Genomic DNA, 25055 nt, shown 5'->3' with positions numbered 1-25055 from the left:
ATTAAAAAACCAGGCTGATAACCTGGTTTCTAACTTTTGTAAATATAGATTTGATTTCCACCCATTTCGATAGCAGTTAATAAGGCGTGATCCGCATTTTTCAAAAGCGTATCATAGGAAGTTTCATCCGTGAGAATGGACGTCACCACACCAATCGAAACGGTGATGACTGCAGCAGTTAGGGAGTTGGGGATGGCCATGTTCACAACTTTTTTTCTTATTTTCTCAGCCATGTCTGCAGCACCAGCTGGGTCGGTGTCTGAAAGAATACAGGCGAATTTTTCATCGTCCCAACGGGCAGCCAGATCTCCAGATCGCTTTAAAATGTTTTTTAGGGTCAGGGCAATAGGACGCAGATAGTCGTCACGGGCCAGTTGTTCATCGATTTTATTTTGATCGTTGAAGTAATCAACCTTGAGCATCAGGATCGACAAATAGCACACCGTTGTTTTGGCTTTTTTTATAGCATTGGTGAACATTTCATCAAATTTTCGGCGATTGGCAATCTGGGTGAGGATGTCCAGGTCGTTAGTGCTTCTTTCTGAAACTTCCGCTCTAAAGTCACCGTCACTGTATTGATCTGGATCGCAAAATTTATTCATGTTCGGGGTTCCTTTCCGGTTCGTCGAACGCGTGTTATTGTTGCTATTATTTTATACTTGATAAGGGCTGGATGTAAAGCTTTTTAATAATAATTAAGTTCAAACTTATTGTGTTTACTCACTTCTAAGTAGGGTAAAAATTATAGGTAAAACATGCCGTTTATAGAAACATCCGTTACCGGAAGAATTTAATCGAGTTGTAAAACCGATGAAATCCATCAAGATGAGGATGCATAAATTTGTTTACTCTAATTGTGGCTATTGATTAAAGATATATTTGGTAAGAAAAATAGATAGTGAGGAAAAAATGAATATAAAAAGCGCAAATTTAGTGTATTTTACGGGCACTGGAGGCACGGCTCGAGTCGCTGATGTATTTGAACGTTCGTTTATGAAAAAATCGATAGCTGTTCAACGAACTGAGTTAAAAGGTACGGTTGCGCCGGTTGGATATGGGGATCTACTGGTTTTGCTTTTCCCAGTGTATGCTTTTAATGCTCCTAAACCAATCGCGGAGTGGCTTAAAAAAATCCAACCGGCTCAGGGACATCCGGTAGTGGTGATTTCAGTTTCCGGCGGCGGCGAAATCTCACCAAATACAGCTTGTCGCATGTCCACGATTCGTCATCTTGAGAAAAAAGGATACGATGTAGTTTTTGAAAAAATGATGGTGATGCCCTCTAATTTTTTGATTGGTTTTGATGAAAGTCTCAGTGCCATGATACTCCATGCTACCCCGGTGATTGTTGATAAGGTAGTAGCCGAAATCATGGAAGGGAAGCGGCACAGAACAGAGCCTTACGGAATTGATCGGATTGCCTCAAAACTCGGGTATCTTGAAAGATTAGGCGGAAGTTTTTTTGGCCGGCAACTGAAAATCAGTGATAAGTGTGTGGATTGTGGCTGGTGTGAAGAACTGTGTCCCCGGGATAATATCAAAATCATTGATGGTAAGCATATCTTTGGTAAGGACTGTGTCATTTGTTTGCGCTGTATCTATGGGTGTCCCCAAAGGGCCATCACACCGGGATTTGGGAAATTTATGGTACTACCAACAGGATTTGATTTGAAAAAGGTGGAAAACCGTATGGATCACCTGACCGTTTACCCTCGAATTAGTCAGGCGACCAGTCAATCTTCTCTTCGTGGCGTACGGGATTATCTTATTGAAAGTAATTGCTTCGAATTATAAAAAAGAACAATAATTTTAAGATTGGAAAGTGAGAAATAAAGATGGATGAAAATATCTTGATCGAATTCTATCACCATTTGGATCGATCCTATTTTATTGATAATGAGATGAAAGAATATGCGGATTTGGATAAACCTCTATCAATTGGTTTCGAACAGACTATTTCCCAGCCTTCTCTGGTACTGGAAATGACCCGGATTCTGGAACCGGAAATGGATAGTCAAGTGCTGGAGATTGGAACTGGTTCGGGCTATCAGACAGCTCTATTGGCCAGATTCTCGAAAACTGTCTATACGATTGAGCGAATCGCTGAATTGTCGGAAACGGCGCAAAAGCGACTCGAAACCCTTGGGTATACAAATATAGTATATAAGATAGGGGATGGCAGCGAAGGGTGGGAAGAAGAAGCGCCCTTTGATCGGATTATGGTCACCGCCGCTGCAGAGCGAATTCCAGATGAGTTCATTGATCAGTTGGCCCGTGGAGGAAAAATGATCATACCTGTTGGTCCGCCGGAATTACAGGAATTGGTGCTTGTTTTTAAAGACGATGACGGGCAAGTTTACCAACAAACAGTTGATCTGGTACGCTTCGTTGAAATGAAGGGCAAATATGGCTGGCATGAATAAAAAACACGTCAACTGACCGCATGGTAAATTGTTGAAAAAAGAAGCCCCTAATCCAATTTTAGGAAATAGGGGCTTACTATTTTTAACTATTTTCGGTAAACAAAAACCCGGTTTCGACCGGTTTCCTTTGCTTTTGTCAGGGCCACCTGGGCGTGGTCAAGAAGGCGTTCATAGGCATCTTCGCGAGAATTTTCATCAGATCTGATCCCGGAGGCAACACCTAGCGATAGGGTGACAATTTTTTCCACTGGCGAGGACTGGTGGGGAATTCGCAGATTCAATACCGATTTTCTCATATTTTCAGCTACATGGGCAGCTCCCTTGAGGTTCGTGTCCGGGAGCAAACAGCTAAACTCTTCACCTTCCCAGCGGGCAAGCAGATCACCGGCACGTTTTAATGTTTTATTAAGTGCATTAGCAACTTCCCGGAGACAATCATCACCTTCTAAATGCCCGTAGCTGTCATTGTAAGGTTTGAAATAGTCGATATCAATTTTAATTACTGACAGCGGGGTATTATTTCGCTTAGCTTTGCGAATTTCAATGGCCAGCATTTCATCGAAGCGGCGACGATTAGGGATCTGAGTTAAGGCGTCGGTGTCGGCAGTAATGCAGAGGATTTCCCGATAGTGTTTAAGAGCGAGCTGGTTTTTTATTTTTTTTCTACATTAGTGAGGTCAAAGGGCTTGGAAATAAAATCTACCGCACCGGATTGCAAGCCATAAGCTTCATTCTCCGTGTCACTCAGGGTGGTCAGAAAGATAATCGGTATCGCCATGGTGCTTTCTTCCAGTTGGATTTGTTTACAGACCTCGTAGCCGCTCATATCCGGCATGTTCAGATCCAGCAGAATTAGGTCCGGGACCGGAACCTGTTGAGCAAGGCCTAGGGCGTCATTCCCATTATTGGCAACAAGAATTTCATAATTTTCGACTAAAGCTTGAGCTAGTAACTGGGTGTTTGCCGGGGAATCATCAACGACTAAGATCCTTGGTCTTCGTTCAGTAATGGCGGTGTTATGAGCTTTAGTTTGATCATTTCTGATTTGCTCAATAGCCAGCAGCTCCTCTGATTTAAGCCGAATGTTCTTATTGTACATGGGTAATACCCGTTGAGGCGAACTGCTGTTGTTTTTTCGATTCTGGGTATCGTCTCTTAGTAGTAGAACATGAAACGAAAATTCATAGCCGCGCTCATGATCATGGGTGGCAGATAGCTTGCCATTCATGGTTTCAACCAGTGTCTTTACCAATTCCAGACCATAATTAAGGTTGCTTTCATTAGCTCGGCGATTGGAATCATTGATCGAAAAAAGATCATCGGTACTGTCTTTTAACGGTGCGATCCCAGAAGTTTTGACAGCAAAATAAATCTTAAAAACGGCTTTGTTGGTATTTTCCGGAGTCACCTCGATACTGATTTTACCGCGTTCCAGGCATTTGATGGCGTTGAGGATTAAAAAGGAAATAATCTGTTTAAGACGCTGCGGATCACCCACGACAGTCGGCGGGATCTTTGGATGTATAGACAAATCGATGGTAATGTTATGGCGTTTGGCGCTGACGATCAAGGGGATAATCGCATCTTCAACAGTATTGTGAAAATTAAAAGATACAACATCATGGCCGGTTAGATTGTTTTTGTCGGCAGCCAGCATTCCGTTGATCAGGTTCTCCAGAAAATCAGCGGAAAGCCGGATATTTTCCAGACAGATATTCTGATCCGAGCCGGACTGGGTTTTGGTCATTAATTGCAAGAACAACAGTAAGCTTTCTAGTGGTTCATAAATTTCATTGGATAAAATGGAAATTAGTTGATTATTTAAAAATTTGGTGGAATCGGCATCTTTTTTTGCATGATAGATTTCAGTCAGATCTTTGGCACAACTGTAAATTAACCCATCAACCCATTGAAATTGCCAGGTTACAAATCGATAGGTACCGTCATTTGAATGCAAACGGATGGAAAGAGCCAGACTTTCATTTTCGGTAGCGAGCTTTTTAAAAGCTAGAATCAGGCTTGCCACATCGTTGGGGTGGACCAGGTCAATGAGATTTTTTCCGATCAGCTCAGGGGTCAGGTAACCCAGTTTGGTTTCCCAAACATGGTTTGACTTTATGATGTTCCCGCGCTCATCAGTAATGCAAAGAAATTCCATGCAAATTGTAAAAAATCCGTCCAGATGCTGACGGCTTTGTTCATTGAGTGAAAAAAAGTCATTCATGGTTGTACCCCTTTCAATAGGTTCGATTGGTGTTTTTTATCAGACCTCTGGCGACCAGGTGTTTTTGATCTTAACGTTGCGCTCTTTAAATTCAGGAATAATAGTTTTAGTATTTCCGATTTTATCTTTAAAACGTTTGATGATGGCAAAATCATCCCTGAAATGCATGGGAATCATGACCTTGGGGTGGAAGTTTTCAATAAAATATTCACCGGCTTTATAAAAGGAGTCGCCCAGACGAGGATCTACCGGAATAAATGCGAATTCCATCGGCAGGTTTTTCATTTTTTCCAGCTCGGCTTTAAAGTCTTTTTCCTCTTGGAGTGGATCTATGTTTGGTTTTTCGTTGGTGTCCCAGTCCCACCAGTTCAAATCCCCGGCGTGGAAAATCCGATGGGAATTGGTGGCAATATAAAAAGAGAGTCCCTGATCAGTGGAACCAAAGGTCTTAATATCCATGCCGCCCAATGACATGTGCTGGTAGGGACCGATAGCGTGGGTTTTGTGAGTGGAGGCCTTGGGTATATCGTCACTTAGTATATAGGTAGGATGATAAATCCGGTCGGTTGAAAAAATATCGGCCGTGTAGTGATCGCTATGACCGTGAGACACAAAGAAATAATGGGGAATCCCCTTGCGCAGGAGACTGGTTGGAATATGGGTAAAGCAATCAAAGATCAGGGTCTTATCCGCTAATTGAATTAAAAAGCCGCTATGATGTAAATGGAAAATTTTCATATTTTACCTCTCATGAATCTTTTTTTTTATCTGTTTTAATATCTAATGGTTGGATAAAACTATATTACCCAAATACAATTCAATTATACTTTAAATTAGACCTTATTCGTTAAAAACTTAAAAAATAATCGGATAAACCTTAAAAGTATCCGGAAAATAAAAAAATAATCCGAACGTTTTAAATTCTATTGATATTATTGTTCGGAAATAGTAAAATAAGTTTATCATTAAAAAAGGTGGAAAAATTGTGATAAAACGAATTTTTGTAGAAAAAAAAGACAAGTTTGAAGTAGAAGCCAAATCGCTGACACAGACCTTTCAACGAATTTTAAAAATTCAGAAGCTTGAATCCATGCGTATTCTATACCGATACGATGTGGAAGGCGTGGCAGATGGTTTATTCAATCAAATTATCGGCACCATTTTATCCGAACCCAATGTCGATCAGGTATTTGAAGGAACCCTTCAGATTAGTGATGACGAGAAAATCTTCGGGATTTCCTATTTGCCCGGTCAATATGACCAGCACGGCGATTCTGCGATTCAGTGTATTCAGATCGTGTCCGGGGAACGGGCTCTGGTTAAGGTTGCAAAAATTGTTGTACTCACAGGTGAATTGACACAAAATGAATTCGACAGCATCAAACACTACATGATCAATCCGGTGGATTCTCAGGAAGCCAGCCTTGAACCTGTTACCAGCCTGGTTGAAGAAGTGCGAGAGCCAGCAAATATCAAACCGTTGGATGGTTTTATTGCGCTGCAGGCAGATCAATTAGAAACTTTTCGGGTGGAGAATGGATTCGCTATGACTACCGAGGACATTCAGTTTGTGCAAAAATATTTCAATAAAGATGAAAAACGAAATCCGACCATTACGGAATTAAAGGTAATTGATACCTATTGGTCGGATCATTGTCGTCATACGACCTTTTTGACCCAGATTAAGCAGGTGCAGTTCCTGGGAGATGATCCGATTTCGCAGGCGATGAAACTGGCTTATGATGATTACTGTCAGGCCAGAACGGAATTATACGGTGAAAATTCCGAACGCCCAATGAGTCTGATGGATCTGGCCGTGATCGGCACCAAAGCGCTGAAGAAAGAGGGACGAATACCAGATTTGGATGAATCTGAAGAAATCAACGCCTGCAGCATTAACATGGTCGTTGATCATGACGGTGCCGACGAAGAATGGCTGCTGATGTTTAAAAATGAAACCCATAACCATCCTACCGAAATCGAACCGTTTGGGGGCGCCGCCACCTGTTTGGGCGGTGCCATCCGGGATCCGCTGTCAGGACGAAGCTACGTTTATCAGGCGATGCGGGTTACCGGTGCCTGGGATCCTCGGGCAGCCATTGAAGATACCCTGCCGGGTAAATTACCGCAGCGCAAAATTTCGACGGAAGCGGCTCATGGTTACAGTTCTTATGGGAATCAGATTGGTTTGGCGACCGGTCAGGTAACTGAAGTTTATGATCCCGGTTTTCTGGCCAAGCGGATGGAAGTCGGCGCTGTAATTGCGGCGGCACCCAAAGAAAATGTCATCCGCGAACGCCCCACCCCCGGTGATGTGGTGCTGTTAGTCGGCGGACGAACCGGACGGGATGGCTGTGGCGGGGCTACTGGGTCATCAAAAGCGCACACCGAAGAATCGATTCTGGAAAGCGGTGCTGAGGTTCAAAAAGGGAATCCGGTCGAAGAACGAAAAATCCAACGGTTGTTCAGAAGCAAAGAGCTGGCTAATTTAATCAAACGCTGTAATGACTTTGGTGCCGGCGGGGTATCGGTGGCCATTGGCGAACTGGCAGACAGTCTGGAAATCGATTTGGATAAGGTGCCAAAGAAATATGAAGGATTGGACGGCACCGAACTGGCCATCTCCGAATCCCAGGAACGAATGGCAGTGGTGGTTGATCCTAAAGATGTGGCGGCTTTTATTGCCATGGGGCACGCTGAAAATCTAGAGATTACCCCGGTTGCCACCGTTACCGATTCCGGCCGTCTGATCATGAAATGGCGGGGCGCAGAAGTTCTGAATATTTCCCGGGCCTTTCTGGAAACCAACGGCGCTCCGCAATTTATTGATGTGGCGATTGAATCGCCAATTGAAATGAAGAACATAGTAAAAACTGCGGATCAAGACTCGAAAAAAGACGAACAGTTCAATTTTGTTAAGATGATGATCGAAACTCTCAAAGACTTGAATGTTGCCAGCCAGCGGGGCATGGTGGAAATGTTTGACGCCACCATTGGTGCCGGCACCGTAGCCATGCCTTACGGCGGCAAAAACGCCTTGTCGCCAATGGATGGCATGGTAGCTAAGATCCCGATGATTTATGGCGATACCACCACCTGCAGTATGATGACCTTTGGCTACAATCCGGTCATTGCCAAAAACAGTCCCTTTTTAGGCGGGATGATGGGAGTGCTTGAATCTCTGTCGAAACTGGTTGCCATGGGTGGGGATTATAAAAAGGCCCGACTCAGTTTCCAGGAATATTTTGAACGATTAGGCAAAGAACCAGTTAAATGGGGCCGACCGTTTGCCGCTCTCTTAGGCGCCCATCAGGTCCAGACGGCGATGGGAACTCCGGCCATCGGCGGTAAGGACAGTATGTCGGGCACCTTTGGGGAACTGACAGTGCCGCCAACCCTGATTTCTTTTGCGGTGGCGACATCCCATGTGGATGCGGTTATTACCAGTGAGCTTAAGTCCACGGAATCACTGTTACAATTATTCACCTTGCCTTTAGATAAAAATGGCATCCCGGAACTAACGGTGGTTAAAGCCGTTTATGATATCATCATCAAGGCCAATCAGGAAGGCAAAATCTTAAGTGCAAAAACCATTGGTTACGGCGGCCTGGCGCAAGCCGTGGCAAAGATGGCCTTTGGTAACGGCATCGGAGTTACATTCAATGACCGGATCAATCCAGCCTTTTTGTTTAAACCGCTTTATGGCAGTATTTTAGTCGAAAGTTTTGAAATCCTGGAAGGCTCAACCCCGATCGGAAAAACAAATGATAGTAGTGAAATTGTTTGCGGCCGTGATGCCATCGCGATCAGTGACCTGGTTGAAGTCTGGGAAGCACCACTGCGGTCAGTTTATCCTGAAAAAGCGGAAACCACCGGGGCAGTAGAAACCTTGAGTTTTAAGGCAACACCTTTTGTTTACCGCAAAGAAAAGCAGATAAAACCTCAGGTATTCATCCCGGTATTCCCGGGCACCAACTGCGAATACGACTCGGCTAAAGCCTTCGAGAACGCCGGAGCAAAACCGGTCACCACAATTTTCAGAAATCAGTCAGCTCAGGATATTACTCATTCCATTGATGAAATGGCCGCGCAGATCAGGGCATCCCAGATGATTATGATACCCGGTGGGTTCAGCGCCGGGGATCAGCCCAATGGTTCCGGTAAATTCATTGCCTCGGTTTTTAGAAATCCCAAGATGATGGATGCCGTCATGGATTTACTCAATAACCGGGACGGTCTGGTGCTGGGAATCTGCAATGGCTTCCAGGCGTTGATCAAGCTGGGACTGGTACCCAATGGCGAAATCTGTGAGATCACCGAAGAGATGCCGACCCTAACCTTTAACACCATCGGCCGGCATGTGTCCACCATCCCGATGACCCGGATCAGCTCGACACTATCACCTTGGCTTGCCAATACCAGCGTGGGCGATATCCATCGCATGCCCATGTCTCATGGGGAAGGCCGCTTCGTGGCCAGCGATGAGGTGCTGAAAACCCTCATCGAAAATGGTCAAATCGCCACCCAATATGTAGATTTTGAGGGTACAGCCACCCTTGAGGGCCGCTTTAATCCGAATGGATCGGTTTTTGCGATAGAAGGCATCACCAGCTTAGACGGACGGGTGCTCGGAAAAATGGGTCACTCCGAACGGATTGGTAAAAATCTTTACAAAAATATTCCCGGCAATATGGATCAGCAGATATTTAAAGCTGGAGTCAATTATTTTAAATAAATAAATTTTCAAAAAGATAACCTAGTACCGACAATTGTTAGATCATGTTGTACGCATCGGAGCGGACAGGTTGATTAACCTGTCCGATTCCGCGGCGAACAACAGATTAACAATTGGTCGGTGCGATAGTTTATCAACAACCTCAAATTTAAGAAACTTACACCAAAGGAGATTAGAAAATGAGTACACCAAAAGCTGCTGTTATCATGGGTAGTGATTCTGATTTTGACATCGTCAAAAAATGTTTGATTGCACTGGAAAAATTTGGTATTGAATATGATGTTCAGGTTATCTCAGCCCACCGCAATCCCCATAAAATCTTTGACTATGCCACCACTGCCGAAGAGCGGGGGATTGAAGTTTTTATTGCGGCAGCGGGAAAAGCTGCGCACCTGCCGGGTGTCATTGCCGGAATCACACCACTTCCGGTCATCGGCATCCCCATTCAAACCTCTTTTCAGGGTGGACTGGACTCCCTTTTGTCGATCGTTCAGATGCCATCCGGCGTACCAGTGGCCACAGTAGCTGTCAACGGTGCCGAAAACGCCGGGATTTTGGCAGCCCAAATGCTGTCAATTAAGTACCCGGAGATTCGCGAAAAAATGAAAGCCTTCAAGATTCAGCTAAACGACGAAGTCGTTGCGAAAAATGAAAAGGTTCAGGAAATATTATAAACCACATTATCAATTAGAAATAAAGGAGATTAAGATGGAAAAATTAGAACAATTGTATGAAGGCAAAGCCAAGAAAGTTTTTAAAACCGACAATCCCAACGAATTTATTATTGAGTATAAAGACGACGCCACCGCTTTTAACGGTGAGGTCAAAGGCAGCATTGGCGGTAAAGGGGTGATCAACAATAAAATGACCGGCGTTGTCTTTACGATGCTGGAAGAAAAAGGGATCCCCACCCATTTTGTCAAAATTCTTTCCGAAAACGAACAGTTGGTCAAAGCAGTTACAATTTTCCCACTGGAAGTCATTATCCGCAACACCGCCGCCGGTTCCATTTGTAAACGCCTCGGTTTGGAAGAAGGTCTGAAATTAAAGTCACCAATCTTTGAATTCTGCTATAAGAATGATGATTTCGGGGATCCGGTTATCAACGATTATCACGCCATCGCCATGGAACTGGCCACAGCTGAAGAAATTGAAGTGATCCGTGATATGACTTTTAAAATTAATGAGATCTTAAAAGCATATTTCCTGGAAAGAGGCATCAACCTTATCGATTTTAAAGTCGAATTCGGCAAAACCAGTGATGGACAAATTGTTCTGGCCGATGAAATTTCACCGGACACCTGTCGCTTCTGGGATGTGGAAACCAATGAAAAACTGGACAAAGATCGTTTCCGCAGAAACCTTGGCCATATCGAAGAAGCCTACGAAGAAATGCTAAAACGGGTTCAGGCGTAAAACGTATTACTATTATATAAAAATTAAGGTAGCAAGAAAATTAAAATTATAATACCTGGAGGATGCACACACCAATGATAAATGACAAGTTTCGCGATGAATGTGGAATTATGGGGGCTTATCTCAAATCCAAAGAGAATAACTGTTCTTCCTATATCTATTATGGACTTTATGCGCTTCAACACCGAGGTCAGGAAAGCGCCGGCATATCGGTTAACAAAGACGGGAAAATCTTAACTCACAAAGAGACCGGCCTGGTTAGTGATGCTTTCAAGGGCAATGTCCTTAAACAGCTCAAAGGAAACATCGGAATCGGGCACGTCCGCTATTCCACTTCAGGAGAAGACGGTGTCACCAATGCTCAGCCTTTAACGGTCAATCATAGTATGGGTCAAATTGCGTTAGCGCATAATGGTAATCTCATCAATGACAGTGCGTTACGAAACATGCTGGAAGATTCTGGGGTTGTTTTTCAAACCACCATTGATACCGAAGTAATGGTAAATATTCTGGCCAGAGGTCTGCGCCACGGAATGATCGAAGCGATTCAGCGGATGGTTGAAATTATCAAGGGTGCCTACGCTCTGGTAATCACTGTTGGTGACAAACTGGTGGGTGTACGTGATCCCTATGGTTTGCGTCCGCTATGCATCGGCAAGAAGGATGAAGATTATTTTCTGGCATCGGAAAGTTGCGCCCTGGATGCGATCGGGGCCGAACTGGTTCGTGATGTTGAGCCCGGAGAAATTGTCGTCATCGACGAAAACGGCTTAACCAGTTATGGTCAAAACAATTGGGTAAAAAAGAAGGCCTGTATTTTTGAACTGATTTATTTTGCCCGACCAGATTCGGTGATGGATGAAACCTCGGTTTATGCGGCTCGTCATAAAGCCGGCGAAATTCTTGCCAAAGAGTCACCGGTTGAGGCCGACGTCGTCATCGGGGTACCGGATTCAGGGATTGGTGCTGCGATCGGTTATGCTGAAGCTTCAGGAATTCCTTATGGTGTCGGTTTAATTAAAAATAAATACATTGGCCGGACCTTTATTCAGCCTAATCAGAAGCTGAGAGAAGAAGGGGTGCGCATTAAACTAAACCCATTAAAAGAAACCATTAAAGGCAAACGAGTCATTATTATTGACGATTCCATCGTTCGGGGAACCACATCCAAACGACTGGTTGAAATTTTGAGACAGGCTGGCGCAACTGAAGTTCATTTCCGGGTTACCAGCCCACCGGTAGCGCACACCTGCCATTTCGGGATTGATACCCCGCGGCGAAAATACCTGATTGGCGCCAAGAAAACCGTCGAAGAAATCCGCGATATCTTAGGCGCAGATTCGCTGGCCTATATATCATTGGATGGCTTAACGGAATCAGTTGGCGGAAAAACAACTTTCTGTCGCGCTTGCTTTGATGGGGAATACCCCATGGAAGTGCCAATCTTAAATGCCAACGACTAAATCGCAAGTAGAATTAAATTAATTGGAACTAAGAAATAGATGGAGGAAACATGTCAGAAAATCAGATAAAAACAGATGCCTATCGACAGGCCGGAGTGGATGTGGAAGCGGGTTACGAATCGGTTAAACTAATGAAGGCTGATGTCCAACGAACTTTTAACGATCGGGTTCTTTCGCACCTGGGCGGATTCGGCGGGCTGTTCGAATTGCCGGAAGGTTATCGGAAACCGGTCCTGGTATCTGGAACCGATGGCGTTGGAACCAAACTGCGGTTGGCATTCATGATGGATCGTCATGATACCATCGGTGTGGATTGTGTAGCGATGTGCGTTAATGATATTTTATGTCAGGGTGCCCAGCCAATGTTCTTTTTGGACTACATTGCCTGTGGCAAAAACTATCCGGAAAAAATCGCCACCATTGTTAAAGGGATTGCTGAAGGCTGCATCCAGGGAAATATGGCTCTAATCGGCGGCGAAACGGCTGAAATGCCCGATATGTACGGATTGGATGAGTATGATCTGGCTGGTTTTGCAGTGGGAATCGTCGAAAAAGATGATATTGTCACCGGTGCCGATATTGCTGAAGGTGACGTGCTGGTAGGTTTGCCATCTTCAGGGGTTCACAGTAACGGTTTTTCGCTGGTACGAAAGGTTTTATTTAAAGATCTGTCACTAGATGTCAATACCTATGTGGACGATCTGGGTATGACGCTGGGTGAAGCCCTGCTGACACCGACCCGAATTTATGTGAAAGCCTTGGCTGATCTGATCAAACCCTGCGGAATCAAAGGCATGAGCCATATCACCGGCGGCGGTTTCTACGAAAATATTCCCCGGATGATTCCCGATGGACTTTGCGCCAAGGTCGATGCCAGTGTGATCGAAACCCTGCCGATTTTTAAATTTATTCAGGAAGCGGGGAAAATTCCTGCTGAAAGCATGTATGCCACCTTTAATATGGGGATCGGCCTGGTGGCGGTTCTGCCAGCCGACCAGGTTGAAGCCTTTGTGTCCGGTTTAACCGCCAAGGGCGAAAAGCCGGTTATTCTTGGTTCCATTGTTAAAGGAAAGGAAAAAATCGCTTTATGTCTGTAAAAGCTTTAAAAAAAATCGGCGTGCTGGTTTCCGGCGGCGGAACAAATTTTCAGTCCCTGATTGACACCATTCATCACAATTATGGCGAAATTGCGGTGGTGATTTCCAACAACCGCCAAGCCTTTGGTCTGGAACGGGGGAGAGCGGCCGGGATTCCGGCAGTTGCCGTCAATCCCAAAGGCTATCCCAGCAATGAAGCCTTTGATGAAAAAATTGTCGAAATTTTAAAAGGCTACGATGTCGATCTGGTGGTTTTGGCCGGTTATATGAAAATCATTACCCCAGGCTTTGTAGCAGCTTACCCCAATGCCATTATCAACATTCATCCCGCTCTGATTCCATCTTTTTGTGGGGCCGGATTTTACGGGATGCATGTTCATCAGGCCGTCATCGATTATGGCGTCAAGGTCACCGGGGCAACGGTTCACTTTGTTAACGAAGTGGCTGACGGCGGCCCGGTTATTCTGCAGGAAACCGTTATCGTCGCCGATGACGACACCCCGGAATCGATCCAGCAGAAAGTCCTTAAAATTGAACACAAGCTTTTACCACAGGCGGTGAAGGATTTTTGTCTTGACCAATTGTCAGTGGAAGGCCGAGTTGTTAAAAATAAAGCAGCATCAAATTAGATAAAAACACAGGGAACTTGTTAGAGTTATAAATTTGGAGGAATAAAATGAGAGCATTGTTAAGTGTATCGGATAAACGTGGGATTGTCGAATTTGCATCAAAACTGGCAGAAATGGGATGGGAAATCCTGTCCACCGGGGGAACAGCCAAAGCCCTGAGAGAAGCAGGATTGACAATTACCGGTGTCTCAGAAGTGACCGGCTTTCCGGAATGTCTGGACGGACGGGTCAAAACCCTGCATCCTAAAATTCATGGCGGGATTCTGGGCATCCGCAACAATCCCGATCACCAGAAACAGATGGCGGAGCTTGAAATTACTCCCATCGACTTGTTGGTCATCAACCTTTATCCATTCAAAAACACCATTTTAAAAGAAGGGGTTGCCTTTGAGGATGCGGTTGAAAACATTGATATCGGGGGACCAACGATGCTGCGATCAGCGGCCAAAAACTTCAATGACGTAACCGTCGTAGTAGACCCGGAAGACTATGCCGTGGTACTGGCAGAGCTGGAAGCAAACGGCAAAACAAACTATGAAACCCGCTATAACCTGGCCCTAAAAGTGTTTGAAACGACCTCCAACTATGACACGATGATTGCTGACTATTTAAGAAAACGGGTCGCCGGGGAAGTCTTACAAGATACTATCACGATGACCTTTGAAAAGGTTCAGGATCTGCGCTACGGTGAAAATCCTCATCAAAAAGCTGCTTTCTACGGTGAAGTGGTTCCGGTTAAAGGAGCACTCACCGCAGCTAAACAACTCCAGGGCAAAGAACTTTCCTATAATAATATCAACGATACCAACGGGGCCCTGGAAATTTTAAAGGAATATGGGGATGAACCCACCATCGTGGCGGTTAAGCATGCCAATCCCTGCGGGATTGCCAGTGATGAAAAAATTGCGGTGGCTTATAAAAAAGCCCATGACAGCGATCCGGTTTCCATTTTTGGCGGTATTATTGCTTCTAACCGCCTGATCGATGAGACTGCCGCCAAAGAAATGGTGGAAACCTTCCTCGAAGTCATCGTCGCACCCGGATTTACACCGGAAGCATTGGCGGTTCTGGCCGCGAAACCGAATCTGCGGTTATTGGAGCTGGCCGATATCACGCACAACGAACCCAGCTATGAAGTGAAAAAAGTGATGGGTGGTCTATTGGTTCAGGAACGAGATACCAAGTTGTATGATGAGTTAAAAGTCGTCACCAAACGTCAGCCCAGCGAGGCCGAAATGGCTGAATTGCTGTTTGCCTGGAAAGCGGTTAAAAACACCAAATCCAACGCCATCAGCCTGACTAAAAATAAATGTCTGATTGCCAACGGACCGGGCCAGGTCAATCGAGTCGGCGCCCTGGAAAACGCCATTCGTCAGGCTGGCGAAAACGTCAAAGGAGCGGTGATGGCATCTGATGCCTTCTTCCCCTTTGACGATAGCGTCAAAGCCGCCGCCGCCGCCGGTATTACCGCCATCATCCAACCCGGTGGGGCGGGACGCGATGAAGATTCAATCAAAGCCTGTGATGAGGCGGGCATTGCGATGGTATTTACAAATATGAGACACTTCAAACATTAAGCAAAACAAGGAGAGACAGATGAATGTATTAATGATTGGATCCGGTGGCCGTGAGCATGTGTTGACATGGAAGCTTGCCCAAAGTCCCCGGGTTGAAAAAATATATGCCGCCCCGGGTAACGGTGGTATGGCAGAATTGGCCGAATGTGTGGATTTGTCGGTTGAAGATATTCCCGGCTGCCTGGCCTTTGCCAAAGAACATCAGATTGATCTTACTGTTGTCGGTCCTGAAGTTCCCCTGGTGATGGGAATGGTCGACGCTTTTGAAGCGGCGGGTTTAAAGGTCTTTGGTCCCAACAAACATTGTGCTCAGTTTGAGGGCAGCAAAGCCTTTACCAAGGAATTTTTATTCCGTCACAATATTCCCACCGCCGCCTATAAAGAATATACCGATTTTGATGAAATTATCAAAGATCTTGGTGTTTATGGCTATCCAATGGTGATTAAGGCTGATGGTCTGGCCGCTGGCAAAGGTGTTTTGATTCCTGAAAACGAAGCCGATGCCCGAGCAGGCATGGAAATGATCATGAAAAAACGGGAATTCGGAGAAGCTGGCGATAAGGTGGTTATTGAGGAATTCTTAACCGGACAGGAAGCCTCGATGCTTTGTTTTGTCGATGGCAAAACCATTGTTCCGTTGGAAAGTGCTCAGGATTACAAACGGGCCTATGACAATGACGAGGGTTTGAACACCGGTGGTATGGGAACCTATTCCCCCAACGTGCTGTTTGCCGATGAAGCCCTGAACCAGCGCATCAAAGCCGAGATTCTGGATCCGATTATCAATGGTTTTATTGCCGACAGCATGAACTTTAAAGGTATTTTGTTTATTGGCCTGATGATTGATAACGGTGTACCGAAGGTTCTGGAATTCAACGTCCGCTTCGGCGATCCCGAAGCCCAGAGTGTCCTGATGCGGATGGAATCGGATCTGGTCGACATCATGGAAGCCGTCATCGAGGGCAAGCTGGCTGACTGTGAGATCAAATGGAGTAATCAGGAAGCCGTTTGCGTGGTCATCGCCTCCGGCGGTTACCCCGGTCCTTACGAAAAAGGCAAGGTCATCACCGGCATTGAAGATGTGAAAGACTGCGTCGTCTTCCACGCCGGAACCAAGCTGGTCAATGGCGAACTGCTAACCAACGGCGGCCGGGTCCTCTGCGTCACCGCCCTGGGCGAAACCCGTGAAGCCGCCAGAAAAACCGTCTACGCCAATATCGGCAAAATCCACTTCGAAGGCGCCCAATACCGAACCGATATTGCCAAGTTTAACTAAAATTTAATAGCAGAAAAATTTATGGAGGGCTACCATGCAGAAGAGTATTATCAGCGCCATGATGGCATATGTTTTATGGGGAATCCTCCCGATTTACTGGAAGGCACTGAAAGAAGTGTCGCCGCTATACATCCTGGTTTCACGCATTTTCTGGTCCTTTATCTTTTGTGTGATTTTTGTCACCATCATCAAAAAATGGCCAGAAATAAAAACCATCCTGTTAGACAGGAAAAGGTTTATTTATTGCATTCTCAGTGGGATCATGGTGTCGCTTAACTGGTACACCTATATCTGGGCTGTCAATGCCAATTTTATTATTGATGCCAGTCTGGGATATTATATCAACCCACTGGTGGTGGTATTGTTCAGCGCCTTTTTCTTTGGGGAACGATTTAATAAATGGGAAAGCCTATCAGTCTTGCTGGCACTGGTCGGGGTTGTTTTTATCACCTTAAAAATCGGAAAATTTCCGGTGGTGGCGATTGTGCTGGCACTCACCTTTGCCTTATACGGCGTCTTTAAAAAGAAACTCGATGCCAGTCCGATTGTCTCGCTGATTCTGGAAACCGCAGTGGTGGCACCATTTGCCTTTGTGGTGATGCTGTATATCGAAAGCCAGGGACAGGGGGTCATTGCGCTGGGCAGTCCGATGGTGACAGCATTGGCGGTGTTGGCCGGCGTGGTCACCGCCATTCCGTTACTGCTGTATGCTAAAGGGGTCCAGGAAATATCCTTTTCACTGTTGGGCTTTTTTCAATACATCACCCCCACGATCATGCTATTCCTCGGAGTATTTCTTTATGGCGAAGTTTTCTCAACGGTGGATCTGATTGGTTTCGGATTTATCTGGGTGGCATTGATCGTTTTTACCATTTCCAAGATCCATAACGGTACCAAAGAAATCGTAGAACCGGATTTATAAAAAACAGACAAGCGAAATTTACGTGATTAACCCATTAATTTAAGAATTAGTGGGTTTTTCCATTTTTGGTTTGCACTGGGTTGAATTAAAGTCTAAAATAGAGGGTATAATGATTAAAGAATCTTGGCACTAAAAAATCAATCAGCATCGCAATGACTAACGAGACCATGAGTATCATAGGATGAACTCATCACTCGCGCAGACCTGCAAACAGCTGATAAGCATATGACTGAGGAGATAACGTGAAAAATAATATTGGTTTTATTGGGTGCGGAAACATGGCAAAGGCCATGATTGGTGGCTTGGTGAAGGGTGAATTATTCCTTTCGGAAAATATTTTATGCTTTGATCCCTCGGATGCGGCAAGGGCTCAGGTGGCGGCAGAATATGGGGTCAATATTCAGGAGTCCAATGCGGCCGTGGCGGCACAGGCCGACTATCTGGTTTTGGCAGTAAAACCCTTTTTGTATGGCAAGGTGCTGGAGGAAATTGCTGACAGTATCAAATCAACCGTGATTATTATCTCCATTGCCGTGGGCGTCGGTTTTGAAGATATCAAGGAATTTCTGGGCAAGCATGTTAAAGTGATCAGAACCCAACCCAGTACTCCGGCATTTGTCGGTGAATCCGATTCGACCCTGTGTCCGGATGAAGATATGACTCAGGAAGATATCCAGGATGTCATCACCATTTTTGAAAGCTTTGGTAAAGCTGAAATTATCAGCGAGAAGCTGATGGACGTGGTGCCCGGAATCGCCAGCTCAGCACCGGCGTATACGATGCTGTTGATTGAGGCCATGGCCGATGGCGGGGTCCTCCATGGCTTTCCCCGGGACCAGGCCTATCGTTTGTCAGCCCAGGCAGTTTACGGCGCCGCTAAACTGGTTCTCGAATCCGGAGAGCATCCGGGAAAACTGAAAGATCAGATCTGTACCCCCGGGGGGACCACCATCGAAGCCGTCCGGGTTCTGGAAGCTAAAGGCTTCAGGGACGCTGTGATTTCAGCAGTTGACGCCTGTGCTAAAAAATCATTGGCAATGAGCAAAAAACACGCGTAATGGTACAAATAGCGTAAAAATTGAAACCTTAGGCAAAATCAAAGGTTATTGCGGTAATTTGGTTAATCCATTAAGGAGATGATTTATCATGGATGAAGGATTAATTAAAAAAATTCGAAGAAATATGAGTTTGGAAGAAATGGTGTCCCTCTGTTCGGGCCGAACCGATTGGGAAACCGTGGGCAATTCAAAATATGGCATCGAACCGGTGTATATGGCTGACGGCCCCCATGGTATGCGGGTGATTGAAAATGAAGGCGCGCTGGGGATTCCCCAGGGAAAACCGGCCACCTGTTTTCCGCCAGCGGTGCTCTCCGCTTGTTCCTGGGATGAAGGTCTGCTTGAATTTGTGGGCCGAACCATTGCCCTTGAGGCCCGCAGTCTGGGCGTCGACCTGATTTTAGGACCCGGCATCAATATCAAGCGATCGCCCCTGTGCGGACGTAATTTTGAATATTTTTCTGAAGATCCGCTGTTGTCAGGCCGCTTGGGAAAAAGTTTTATTCGTGGTGCTAAAGATCATGGCGTGGGTACCACCGTCAAGCATTATCTGGCCAACAATCAGGAAACCCGACGCATGACGGTGGATGAAAAGATTGATATCCGAGCGCTGCGAGAAATCTATTTAAAACCCTTTGAGATCGCCATCAAAGAAGGAAAACCGATGGCGGTGATGTGTTCCTACAACAGCATTAATGGCAAGTTTGTCTCCCAGAGCAATTATTTTCTGACTCAACTGCTCCGAAATGAGTGGGGGTTTGACGGGATCGTGATGTCCGATTGGGGCGCTGTCTACGACCGGGTCCGAGGGGTATTTGCCGGAATGGACCTGGAAATGCCTGGCAATGGTGGTGTCAATAACCAGAAAATATTTGACCGCATCAAAGAAGGGAAACTGAAAGTCACCATTCTCAATGAAATGGTAGAAAGGCTGATTCGATTTTCCTTTCAGGCCAAAGAAAACCGGCGAAATTATGCCACTAATCTGGAAATTGAACCAAAGGGGCATCATAAAATCGCTCAATTGGCAGCGGTAGAAAGTATGGTGCTACTTAAAAATGAAGAGTGTATTCTGCCCATTGATCGGACCACAATCAAGAAGCTGGCGATTATTGGTAGCATGGCTTTTGATCCCCGCTATCAGGGTAGCGGCAGTTCGAAAATAAATCCCTACCATATCGATTCACCCTATGAACGGATTAAAAAATTGGTCGCCGACGAAATCCAGCTGTTCCCGCATCAGGGCTATATCCATGATGAGGTGGTGGAGCAGATCCATCTGGCTGAGCAGGCGGTGGAGGTAGCGAAAAACTCCGAAATGGCCTTGTTATTTGTGGGCTTGCCGGATCATGATGAATCGGAAGGTTATGACCGCACTCATTTGCATCTGCCCCAAAAACAGATTGCCCTGATCCGCAAGATCTGTAAGGTCCAACCCAAGACAGTGGTGATTGTTCAGAATGGCGGTGTCGTTGATATGAGCTGGGAGCACCAGCCCAAGGCCATCGTCGAGATGTTTTTAGGGGGTCAGGCTGGTGGCGATGCCATTGCCAAGCTCTTATTTGGCGAAAATAATTTCTGCGGTAAACTGGCGGAAACCATTCCAATGCGGTTGGAAGATACCCCGGCTTACATAAATTTCCCGGGAATCCACGATGAGGTGGTTTACGGCGAAAGTATTTTTGTGGGCTATCGCTATTACGACTTTACAAAAAAGAAGGTCCGCTTTCCCTTTGGGTTTGGGCTTAGCTATACGCATTTTCAGTACGAGCCCATCGATGAAGATGAGCTAATAATTGATGCCGAAAAAACGGTTACTGTTAAATGCCGGATTAACAATACCGGCGCGATGAATGGCAAAGAAATTGTTCAACTTTACACGGGAAAAGCAGATACCGCCATCCTGCGGCCGCTGCGGGAACTGCGCGGATTTAAAAAGGTCTTCATCCCGGCGGGGCGATCGGCCGAGGTCAGCTTTGAGCTGGGACTCAGTGACTTCAGCTATTACAATCCTACCACCAAATCCTGGGAACATGAATCGGGCAGTCACCAGATCTATATCGGGTCATCCAGCCGGGATTTGCCGATTGTCTATCCGGTTCAGATTACCAAAGATCTGATTCATCCGATCAACCCGTTATCCTATCTCAGCGATTTTGAAAAAACCGAGCGGGGACAGACGATTTTAAAACTGCTGCTCTCGGGGTTTGAAGAAATTATGGGGGATGACCAGACCAGAGAAGATGACTTTTTTATGACGATGCTGGCCAACACCCCGTTGCGCAAGCTGGTTGAGTTTTCTAATGGCATCTTCACCGAAGAGTGTATTGATAAGATTATCGAACTGGTCAATTCAGATCAGTCCCTGGAAGGGATTACCTTCGAAAAATTGGTTAATTGTACCGAGAAGAAAAAAGGCTTTTTCAAAAGTCTTTTCGGCGGTAATGAGGAAGAATACTACTGCATCCAGTCCAAAGTCCGGGATCTGGTTGAGGATGAGGATGTCATGAAGATTCTCCGAAATTATTTTGGCGATGAAACCTTTGAAAGTGACTATCTGCAAATGGCCATCAAAATGGGGATCTGCTTTGATAAGGCTCAGAAATTACTGCCCGACGAATTTTTCTCCGACGAAAAGCTTAAAGAAATCGATCGGGATCTCAAAGCATTGGCAAAGTTAAAAAAGAAGTAAGGCGATTAACGAGAAAGCGTACCGATTAGTTTGTAGTCAATAATCGGTACCTTCTCTTTGTCAGGCTGTTGGATTATTTTCAAATAACTAAGTTAAGTTTTATATTATAATAAGCTAGAAGGAAAGATAAAAGATGAATACACTCACCATTGATACATCCACCATTGTGGCATCGGTTGCCATATTAAATGAAGAAAAATTAGTCGGCGAAATGATTATCAATCATCAAAAAAAACACTCCGAAAAACTGATGATTGCCATCGATCATTTGCTCAGTGATGGGGGTCTTTCCATTCAGGATATTGATGTTTTTGGCATTGTTTCCGGTCCCGGTTCGTTTACCGGGTTGCGTATTGGCATGGCGACCGTCAAAGGATTTGCTCAGGCCCTGAATAAGCCGGTGGTAGGCGTATCCACCCTGGAAAGTCTGGCCATGAATATTCCCTTTGCTGATGGCCTGATCTGTCCGGTTCTCGATGCCCAGCGTAACCAGACCTATACTGGTGTTTTTCATTTTGAAGACGGACAACTGGTTCGGGATCTGGCCGATGCGGTGATGGAAATTGATGATCTCATTACTTTTTTAAAAGGGCGAAATGAGACCATCTATTTTTTAGGCGATGGCTTGCCCCGCTTTTCACAAATCCTGCAAGAAGCCATCCCCACCGCCCGGATCGTCCCCAACTATCTCAATATGAATCGGGCCTCGTCAGCGGGTGCCCTGGTTCTGGAGCGGGCCTTAAAAGGGGAGACCAGCCATTATCGGGAAGTGGAACCCTTTTATATCCGGCCTTCCTACGCCGAAGAGCACAAAAAATGATGGTCCATTATCGATTGATGGAATCCCGGGATGTACCCGGCGTTTTTAAGGTGGACCAGGCCTGTTTTTCACATAATTGGACCCAGGATTCCTATCAGGCGGAAACTAAAAACATCCTCTCCAATTATATTGTCGCCGAAGCGGATGGCGAAATTATTGGCTTTGGCGGTTTCTGGCAGGTGCTTGATGAAGCTCACATTACCAATATCGCGGTCGTGGAAGCCTATCGCCAGACCGGGGTGGGACAAAATATTATGAATGCGATGCTGGCCCTGGCACTGGAAAAAGGCTGTGTCGCGATGACCCTGGAGGTACGAGGGGATAATCAGCCGGCCATAAATTTTTATCTGAAAAACCAGTTTACCCGGGAAGGCCGACGCAAAGATTACTATGGCACGGGAATGGACGCAATCATCATGTGGAGGTACGGACTTGAATAAAACCATCAAAATAGTTGCAGTGTTGCTGGGTATGCTATTTCCGATTATTATTTTTATCAGCGGCATTGAAGCGGCGGTGTTTGACAAAGCTTTTTACATGGATCAAATGGGAAAAAATCAGGTTACTGAAAACACCGGTATTTATCCCCCGGATATGGAACTGGTAGTGGATGAAATTATCAGTTATCTCAAGGGCGTCCGGCAGGATTTTGACATCCAAGCCCGTTTGGCACAGGAAAATGCCAAAAACGTTGTCGACAGCGTTTCGATTTTCAATGACAAAGAAATTACCCATATGGATGATGTCAGAGATCTGCTGTTATTCTTTCTTGGCCTCCGGGACGCCGCTCTGATTCTGGCGCTGATAGCTTTTCTGATGCTTTTAAAATACGATCATAAGGCCATCATCAAGGCCTTGTTTTATGGATCAGCCACTTTTATGGTGGTATTGCTGATTGTTGGTGAGAGTTTTATTTTTAATTTCAATAACACCTTCATTCTTTTCCATCAGCTGTTTTTTGCCAATGACTTATGGATAATGGACCCCTCCACTGACCGACTGATCTGGATTGTCCCCGAGCCCTTCTTCTTCGCCATGATCGGCCGAATGGTCATCTACATCCTGGTGCCCCTGGGACTCACTACCCTGGGATTGGGGCTGGTATTGATAAACGAGAAGAAAAAATTACATAACCAAATAACGAGTAATTCTAATCGAGGTAAACATGAAAATTCTTAGTATTGAGACATCCTGTGACGAAACATCCGTGGCCATTGTGGAAGATGGCCGGAAAATATTGACCAACCGGATTTATTCCCAGATTGATATTCATCAGAAATATGGAGGCGTGGTACCAGAGATTGCCTCCCGCAACCATGTCACCAAACTGCCCTACATCATCGACGAAGCCCTGGCCGAAAGCCAGCTTTCCCTGGCCGAGATGGACGCCATTGCCGTGACCAATGGTCCCGGTCTGGTGGGAGCGCTGCTGATTGGTCTCTCTACGGCCAAAGCAATGGCTTACAGTCTCGGAAAACCGCTGATTGGCGTACACCATATTGAAGGCCATATCGCCGCTAATTTTTTGCAATATCCGGAGCTGGAACCGCCTTTCTTGACATTGGTGGTATCCGGCGGCCACAGTCATCTGGTCCTGGTGGAAGATTACCAGACCTTCAAGGTGCTGGGACGAACCATCGATGATGCCGCCGGAGAAGCTTTCGACAAAATTTCCCGAGTTTTGGGGTTGGGTTATCCCGGTGGCCCGGCGATTGATGCTGCGGCCAAGAATGGCAACCCGGAGGCTATCGCTTTTCCCAGGGTCATGCTGGATAAAACTCGGTATGATTTCAGCTTCAGCGGTTTGAAATCAGCAGTGCTGAATTACCTCAACGGTAAGAAAATGAAAAATGAAGCGGTCAATCCCGATGATGTGGCGGCATCTTTTCAGCTGGCTGTCATCGAGGTATTGGTGAGCAAAACCATTTCCTGTGCTAACAGCATCGGTATGAAGACCATCTGTATGGCTGGCGGCGTGTCCTGTAATTCGCTGCTGCGAAAAATGATGGGGCAGGCCGCTGCGGAAGCGGGCATGACCCTGTACTATCCCGATCCCATTCTCTGTACCGACAACGCCGCCATGATCGGTTCGATGGCTTACTATAATTATATCAATGGGGAAGAGAGCGACCTGAGTCTCAACGGCATCCCGGGTTTAAAAATTGGAACTCGACAATAAAGGCAGACGGAAAATAGGCCTGACGATAAAAGGGTAAACACGTTTATATAAAGAGAAGTGTACCCTCTTTAAAAATTAAAACAATCTTAAAAAAAATTAAGATGAACGAAAAGGGAAAAAATACTTGCAATCAACCTGCAAATCATTTAAAATACTATTAGCACTCAAGATGAATGAGTGCTAATAAATGAAATAAAAGGTACAACGTACCCAATATAATCAAATGGAGGAAAAAATGAGTTTAAGACCTTTAGGTGACAAAGTAGTAATTAAAGTTAAAGCTGAAGAAGTAAAAACTTTAGGTGGAATTGTTTTACCAGGATCTGCCCAGGAAAAACCACAGCAGGGTAAAGTCGTTGCAGTCGGAACTGGGGAAATTATCGATGGTAAAAAAGTACCATTGGATGTTAAGGTAGATGATGAAGTTATCTATTCTAAATACTCCGGCAATGAAGTGAAAATTGGTGATGAAGAGTTTTTAATCATTCGTCAGGCTGATATTTTAGCAATCGTAGAATAATAAAATTTAGAAAAACAGGAGGAA

At 45.4% G+C, this 25055-nt stretch carries 22 protein-coding genes; 18 read left to right on the top strand and 4 right to left on the bottom strand.

What is annotated here, in order from left to right; genetic code table 11:
* Positions 1-29: 29 nt before the first annotated feature.
* Positions 30-602, bottom strand: coding sequence for a GGDEF domain-containing protein (locus tag ABGU93_RS15100; RefSeq protein ID WP_347414225.1), 573 nt, complete (start codon positions 600-602; stop codon positions 30-32).
* A gap of 307 nt (positions 603-909) precedes the next feature.
* Between ABGU93_RS15100 and ABGU93_RS15095 the strand changes: the two genes are divergently transcribed.
* Both ABGU93_RS15095 and ABGU93_RS15090 read left to right on the top strand, forming a co-directional pair.
* Positions 910-1794: an EFR1 family ferrodoxin gene (locus tag ABGU93_RS15095; protein ID WP_347414224.1), complete on the top strand. Its 885-nt coding sequence runs from the start codon at positions 910-912 to the stop codon at positions 1792-1794.
* Positions 1795-1835: 41 nt separating this feature from the next.
* The gene (locus ABGU93_RS15090; RefSeq protein WP_347414223.1) at positions 1836-2423 is read left to right on the top strand and encodes a protein-L-isoaspartate(D-aspartate) O-methyltransferase; all 588 of its coding nucleotides are present in this window, start codon (positions 1836-1838) and stop codon (positions 2421-2423) included.
* Positions 2424-2509: 86 nt separating this feature from the next.
* Here ABGU93_RS15090 and ABGU93_RS15085 read toward each other — a convergent pair whose 3' ends face one another.
* Genes ABGU93_RS15085 through ABGU93_RS15075 form a run of 3 tightly spaced genes read right to left on the bottom strand, consistent with a single transcriptional unit; the run spans position 2510 to position 5385 of the window.
* Positions 2510-3034 carry a diguanylate cyclase gene (locus ABGU93_RS15085; protein ID WP_347414383.1) on the bottom strand — a complete coding sequence of 175 codons (525 nt, stop codon included), beginning with the start codon at positions 3032-3034 and terminating at the stop codon, positions 2510-2512.
* Positions 3035-3075: 41 nt separating this feature from the next.
* Positions 3076-4647, bottom strand: coding sequence for a response regulator (locus ABGU93_RS15080; protein ID WP_347414222.1), 1572 nt, complete (start codon positions 4645-4647; stop codon positions 3076-3078).
* 39 nt (positions 4648-4686) lie between these two features.
* A complete protein-coding gene (locus tag ABGU93_RS15075; protein WP_347414221.1) occupies positions 4687-5385 on the bottom strand; it encodes an MBL fold metallo-hydrolase in 699 nt (232 codons plus the stop codon).
* Between the two features lie 247 nt (positions 5386-5632).
* Between ABGU93_RS15075 and ABGU93_RS15070 the strand changes: the two genes are divergently transcribed.
* From ABGU93_RS15070 to groES, 16 genes are all read left to right on the top strand, one after another.
* Positions 5633-9382: a phosphoribosylformylglycinamidine synthase gene (locus ABGU93_RS15070; RefSeq protein WP_347414220.1), complete on the top strand. Its 3750-nt coding sequence runs from the start codon at positions 5633-5635 to the stop codon at positions 9380-9382.
* A gap of 179 nt (positions 9383-9561) precedes the next feature.
* Complete coding sequence (purE, locus tag ABGU93_RS15065) at positions 9562-10056, top strand: 5-(carboxyamino)imidazole ribonucleotide mutase (protein ID WP_347414219.1); 495 nt, start codon at positions 9562-9564, stop codon at positions 10054-10056.
* 34 nt (positions 10057-10090) lie between these two features.
* Entirely contained in the window at positions 10091-10798 is a 708-nt protein-coding gene (purC, locus tag ABGU93_RS15060) for a phosphoribosylaminoimidazolesuccinocarboxamide synthase (protein WP_347414218.1), read from the top strand.
* Between the two features lie 74 nt (positions 10799-10872).
* Positions 10873-12261 carry an amidophosphoribosyltransferase gene (purF, locus tag ABGU93_RS15055; RefSeq protein WP_347414217.1) on the top strand — a complete coding sequence of 463 codons (1389 nt, stop codon included), beginning with the start codon at positions 10873-10875 and terminating at the stop codon, positions 12259-12261.
* Positions 12262-12311: 50 nt separating this feature from the next.
* Positions 12312-13358, top strand: a complete 1047-nt coding sequence (gene purM / locus ABGU93_RS15050) for a phosphoribosylformylglycinamidine cyclo-ligase (RefSeq protein ID WP_347414216.1) — start codon at positions 12312-12314, stop codon at positions 13356-13358.
* Entirely contained in the window at positions 13349-13987 is a 639-nt protein-coding gene (gene purN / locus ABGU93_RS15045; protein ID WP_347414215.1) for a phosphoribosylglycinamide formyltransferase, read from the top strand. Before purM ends, purN begins: the two co-directional genes overlap by 10 nt.
* A 47-nt stretch (positions 13988-14034) precedes the next feature.
* Positions 14035-15564: a bifunctional phosphoribosylaminoimidazolecarboxamide formyltransferase/IMP cyclohydrolase gene (gene purH, locus ABGU93_RS15040; protein WP_347414214.1), complete on the top strand. Its 1530-nt coding sequence runs from the start codon at positions 14035-14037 to the stop codon at positions 15562-15564.
* 19 nt (positions 15565-15583) lie between these two features.
* Positions 15584-16840, top strand: a complete 1257-nt coding sequence (gene purD, locus ABGU93_RS15035) for a phosphoribosylamine--glycine ligase (RefSeq protein ID WP_347414213.1) — start codon at positions 15584-15586, stop codon at positions 16838-16840.
* A 34-nt stretch (positions 16841-16874) separates the two neighbouring features.
* The gene (gene rarD / locus ABGU93_RS15030; RefSeq protein WP_347414212.1) at positions 16875-17762 is read left to right on the top strand and encodes an EamA family transporter RarD; all 888 of its coding nucleotides are present in this window, start codon (positions 16875-16877) and stop codon (positions 17760-17762) included.
* 242 nt (positions 17763-18004) lie between these two features.
* Entirely contained in the window at positions 18005-18820 is an 816-nt protein-coding gene (proC, locus tag ABGU93_RS15025; RefSeq protein ID WP_347414211.1) for a pyrroline-5-carboxylate reductase, read from the top strand.
* Between the two features lie 88 nt (positions 18821-18908).
* The gene (locus tag ABGU93_RS15020; protein WP_347414210.1) at positions 18909-21512 is read left to right on the top strand and encodes a glycoside hydrolase family 3 C-terminal domain-containing protein; all 2604 of its coding nucleotides are present in this window, start codon (positions 18909-18911) and stop codon (positions 21510-21512) included.
* Between the two features lie 133 nt (positions 21513-21645).
* A complete protein-coding gene (tsaB, locus tag ABGU93_RS15015) occupies positions 21646-22332 on the top strand; it encodes a tRNA (adenosine(37)-N6)-threonylcarbamoyltransferase complex dimerization subunit type 1 TsaB (RefSeq protein WP_347414209.1) in 687 nt (228 codons plus the stop codon).
* The gene (gene rimI / locus ABGU93_RS15010; RefSeq protein ID WP_347414208.1) at positions 22329-22772 is read left to right on the top strand and encodes a ribosomal protein S18-alanine N-acetyltransferase; all 444 of its coding nucleotides are present in this window, start codon (positions 22329-22331) and stop codon (positions 22770-22772) included. The genes tsaB and rimI overlap by 4 nt, the downstream gene beginning before the upstream one ends.
* Positions 22765-23511, top strand: a complete 747-nt coding sequence (locus ABGU93_RS15005) for a TIGR01906 family membrane protein (RefSeq protein ID WP_347414207.1) — start codon at positions 22765-22767, stop codon at positions 23509-23511. The genes rimI and ABGU93_RS15005 overlap by 8 nt, the downstream gene beginning before the upstream one ends.
* Entirely contained in the window at positions 23498-24511 is a 1014-nt protein-coding gene (tsaD, locus tag ABGU93_RS15000) for a tRNA (adenosine(37)-N6)-threonylcarbamoyltransferase complex transferase subunit TsaD (protein WP_347414206.1), read from the top strand. Before ABGU93_RS15005 ends, tsaD begins: the two co-directional genes overlap by 14 nt.
* A 235-nt stretch (positions 24512-24746) precedes the next feature.
* Positions 24747-25031, top strand: a complete 285-nt coding sequence (gene groES, locus ABGU93_RS14995) for a co-chaperone GroES (protein ID WP_026394612.1) — start codon at positions 24747-24749, stop codon at positions 25029-25031.
* Positions 25032-25055: the final 24 nt, after the last annotated feature.

Origin of the sequence: Acetobacterium sp. (assembly GCF_039830195.1) — a bacterium.
In the GTDB taxonomy this organism is placed as follows: Bacteria; Bacillota; Clostridia; order Eubacteriales; family Eubacteriaceae; genus Acetobacterium.
This window is presented reverse-complemented; position numbering and strand designations above follow the sequence as displayed.